Here is a 3,281-nt window from a genome sequence, read left to right as displayed (position 1 = left end):
GACCTACCGGGCCGCGGCCCTGAAGGACGCGGGTGCGCCGTACCAGGAGTTCAAGCAGGCGGCCGCGGTCGCCAAGCTCTACTCCACCGAGTCGGCGGTGACCGCCACCCGGATCGCCACCCAGGTGTTCGGGGGCTACGGCTTCATGGAGGAGTACCCCGTCGCCCGGTTCTACCGCGACGCCAAGGTCCTCGAGGTCGGTGAGGGGACCTCGGAGGTCCAGCGGATGCTCATCGCGCGTGGACTGGGTCTGCCGGTCGAGTGAGGCCTGGGCCAGGATGACCGGGTGAGCATCCGTCGCGAGTTCAGCCGCTCCGCGGTGATCGGGACGTTGTCGTCCCTGGTCGCCGCAGGGCTGTTCAACTGGCTCGTCCACTGGCAGCCGGGGGGCGTGGGCGCGTGGCTCAACGGGTGGCCGGTCACCGCGTTCCTGATCGCCAACAGCATCTCGATGCTGCTGACCTACCAGCTCAGCCGGGTCTGGGCCTTCCGGCACCGCGAGGCCACCGGCTTCCTGGGCGGGGCGCCGCTGTTCTTCGCGACCAGCACCGCCAGCCTGGTCATCCCGGTCATCTGCCTGTGGGGCAGCCGCAACGTCCTGATGCTCGACTCCGCGCTGGCGGACAACATCGCCGCCAACGTGGTCGGGCTCTTCCTGGGTTTCCTGACCCGCTTCGCGTTGTTCCGGATGTGGGTCTTCAAGCGCGCGGAGCCCAGAGGTCGGTCCACCGGTGACCGAGCTCCCCGACCATCTCCCGCAGCACCGGGAGACTGACCCCGACCACGTTGTGGTGATCGCCCTCGATGCCGCGCACGAACGCGCCACCGAGTCCGTCGACGGTGAAGGCACCCGCGACGTGCAGCGGCTCGCCGCGATCGACGTACGCCGCCACGCTCGCCGCGGTCGACGTACGCCGCGACCTCCTCGTCGCTGGGGCTGGCGAAGTGGACGGTGGTGGACGCGGTGACCGACCGCTCCTCGCCGCTGGCGGTGTCGCGGAGGCAGTGCCCGGTGCGCAGCACCCCGCTGCGCCCGCGCATCGCGGCCCAGCGCTGCGTCGCCTCCTCGGGGGAGCCGGGCTTGCCCAGGGCCTCACCGTCCAGCTCGAGCACCGAGTCGCACCCCAGGACCAGCGCGCCCTCGGGCACCTCGTCGCGCTCCAGGACGGCACGGCACTTGAGCTCGGCCAGCCCGACGGCCAGGTCGGCGGGCGGCAGTCCGTCCAGCACGGACTCGTCCACGCCCGACACGACGACGACCGGGTCGAGCCCGGCGCTGCGCAGCGTGGCGAGACGGGCGGGGGAGGCGGAGGCGAGCACGAAGGTCGGCACGGCACGGACCGTACCGGCCTGCCGGGGACGGCATGATGGGACCATGGCGCTCGTGGGTCGTGGGGAGCACGGGATCGTGAAGGTCCTCCTGGCAGCCGGGGTCGCGGTGACGCTGGTCGTCGTCGGGGTGCTTTTCGCCCGCGCGCAGGAGTGGGGCCCCTTCGAGGAGGCGGATCCCCAGACCCGCAACGTCTTCGCCGAGCGCGCCCAGTACGTCGACCCGCTCAACCGGACCCGTCGGGCGGCCGACCAGCTGCGCGCCGACGGTCGCGCCGACGACGCCGACCTGCTCATGCGGATGGCGGCGGTGCCCTCCGGCATCTGGCTCACCCCCGAGCAGTTCCCCCGAGGCGCCGTCGGGGAGTACGTCGCCGACCTGGTCGCCACCACCGAGGACCGGGACGAGGTCCCGCTGCTCGTGCTCTACGGCATCCCGGGCCGTGACTGCTCCGGTGGCTTCTCCGCCGGCGGGCTGGACGAGGAGTCGTACCGCCCGTGGGTCCAGGAGGTCGCCGACGCACTCGCGCTCGCCGGCGCGACGGCCGCGGTGGTGGTGGAGCCCGACGCGCTGGCCTCCGCGCCCGAGTGCGACGTGGTCGACCAGCGGGTGCGCCTGCTGGGGGAGGCCGTCGACGTCCTGGCCACCGCGGGTGTCACGACGTACGTCGACGCCGGCCACTCCGACTGGGTGTCGGTGCGGCCGATGGCCCGGATGCTGGAGGACGTCGGCATCGACAGGGTGCGCGGCTTCAGCACCAACGTGTCCAACTACCAGACCGACGCCGACGAGCTCGTCTTCGCCGAGCGGCTCAGTGCCGCACTGGGCGGTACCCACTGGATCACCGACCGTGGGCGCAACGGCAACGGGGCGACCGAGGTCTGGTGCAACCCCGACGGCCGGGCCCTGGGCAAGCTGCCGGGGTACGTCGCCGGCGACTCCGGCCTCGACGCCTACCTGTGGGTCAAACCGCCCGCCGAGTCCGACGGCACCTGCAACCAGGGGCCGCCCGCGGGGGAGGTCTACCTCGACATGGCGGTCGAACTTGCCCGTGCCGCGGGGTGGTGATCCTTAACCTGCTATAGGCTCCCGCGCATGGAAGGTGCCGACTGGACCGCCGTCATCATCGAGGACGACCCCGACGTCAGGGACCTCATCGACCTCGTGCTGAGCCAGTCCGGCTTCCGCACCGTCCTGGCCGAGGACGGCCTCGAGGGGGTCGACGCCGTCCGTCGGCACAACCCGCTGATCACCACCCTCGACGTCAACATGCCCGGCATGGACGGCTTCGCCGTCGCCAAGCGGCTGCGCGAGTTCAGCAACACCTACCTGATCTTCATCACCGCCCTCGGTGACGAGATCGACGTCGTGACCGGCTTCGAGGCCGGCGCCGACGACTACCTCGTCAAGGCCTTCCGGCCGCGCGAGCTGCGGGCCCGTGCGGACTCGATGCTGCGACGTCCCCGCGGACGCTCGGACGTGGGTGCCTCTCCGGCAGCACCGCCGGCGCCTCCGGCGGAGGAGTCCTGGGCCACGAGGGCGGCGCGCGAGTTCGCCGACGACGGCCCGCGCGCCCCTCCAGGCGGTGCCCGGTCAGCCGGTGCCGCCGGTGGCCGCCGGGCCGGGAGGTCCCGCACCCGACGGAGCGTGGATCCGCTTCAACGGCCTCGCGCTCAACAACGAGACGCGGATCGTCACCGTCGACGGCGGGTCGGTCGACCTGACCCGTACGGAGTTCGACCTGCTGGCCTCACTGCTCAGCACCGGCCGCCGGGTGCGCTCGAAGGCCGACCTGGTGCTGACGATGCGCGGTCAGCAGTACGTCACGTCGTACTTCGTCAACGAGGCGGACAAGCGCTCGGTCGAGGTGCACGTGGCCAACCTGCGCCGCAAGATCGGCGACGACTCCACGAACCCGAAGTTCATCGAGACCGTGCGCGGCGTGGGCTAC

Annotated in this window: 4 protein-coding genes and 2 pseudogenes; 5 read left to right on the top strand and 1 reads right to left on the bottom strand. The window is 72.0% G+C overall.

The window, feature by feature from the left end:
- Both A6Q79_RS00450 and A6Q79_RS00445 read left to right on the top strand, forming a co-directional pair.
- Positions 1–265, top strand: a 265-nt coding sequence (locus tag A6Q79_RS00450; RefSeq protein ID WP_317695273.1) for an acyl-CoA dehydrogenase family protein, incomplete at its 5' end; no start/stop codon positions are given.
- A 21-nt stretch (positions 266–286) separates the two neighbouring features.
- Complete coding sequence (locus A6Q79_RS00445) at positions 287–775, top strand: GtrA family protein (protein WP_317695272.1); 489 nt, start codon at positions 287–289, stop codon at positions 773–775.
- On the opposite strand, the pseudogene A6Q79_RS00440 reads toward A6Q79_RS00445, so the two are convergent.
- Positions 699–1,377: pseudogene (locus A6Q79_RS00440) on the bottom strand (nucleoside triphosphate pyrophosphatase). The gene A6Q79_RS00445 and the pseudogene A6Q79_RS00440 sit on opposite strands and share 77 nt — an antisense overlap.
- Here A6Q79_RS00440 and A6Q79_RS00435 point away from each other — a divergent pair.
- The 3 genes and pseudogenes from A6Q79_RS00435 to A6Q79_RS00430 all read left to right on the top strand — a co-directional run.
- The gene (locus A6Q79_RS00435; protein ID WP_317695270.1) at positions 1,376–2,398 is read left to right on the top strand and encodes a glycoside hydrolase family 6 protein; all 1,023 of its coding nucleotides are present in this window, start codon (positions 1,376–1,378) and stop codon (positions 2,396–2,398) included. The pseudogene A6Q79_RS00440 and the gene A6Q79_RS00435 sit on opposite strands and share 2 nt — an antisense overlap.
- 27 nt (positions 2,399–2,425) lie before the next feature.
- Positions 2,426–2,713: pseudogene (locus A6Q79_RS18500) on the top strand (response regulator); the annotation flags it as partial.
- Positions 2,714–2,915: 202 nt separating this feature from the next.
- The coding region (locus A6Q79_RS00430) for a response regulator transcription factor (RefSeq protein WP_317695268.1) at positions 2,916–3,281 on the top strand (366 nt) is incomplete at its 3' end.

Origin of the sequence: Aeromicrobium sp. REDSEA-S32_B7, from assembly GCF_001626145.1 — a bacterium.
GTDB classification, from domain to species: Bacteria; Actinomycetota; Actinomycetes; order Propionibacteriales; family Nocardioidaceae; genus Aeromicrobium; species Aeromicrobium erythreum.
Note: the sequence above shows the minus strand (reverse complement) of the source record. Positions and strands in the feature narration are given on the sequence as shown.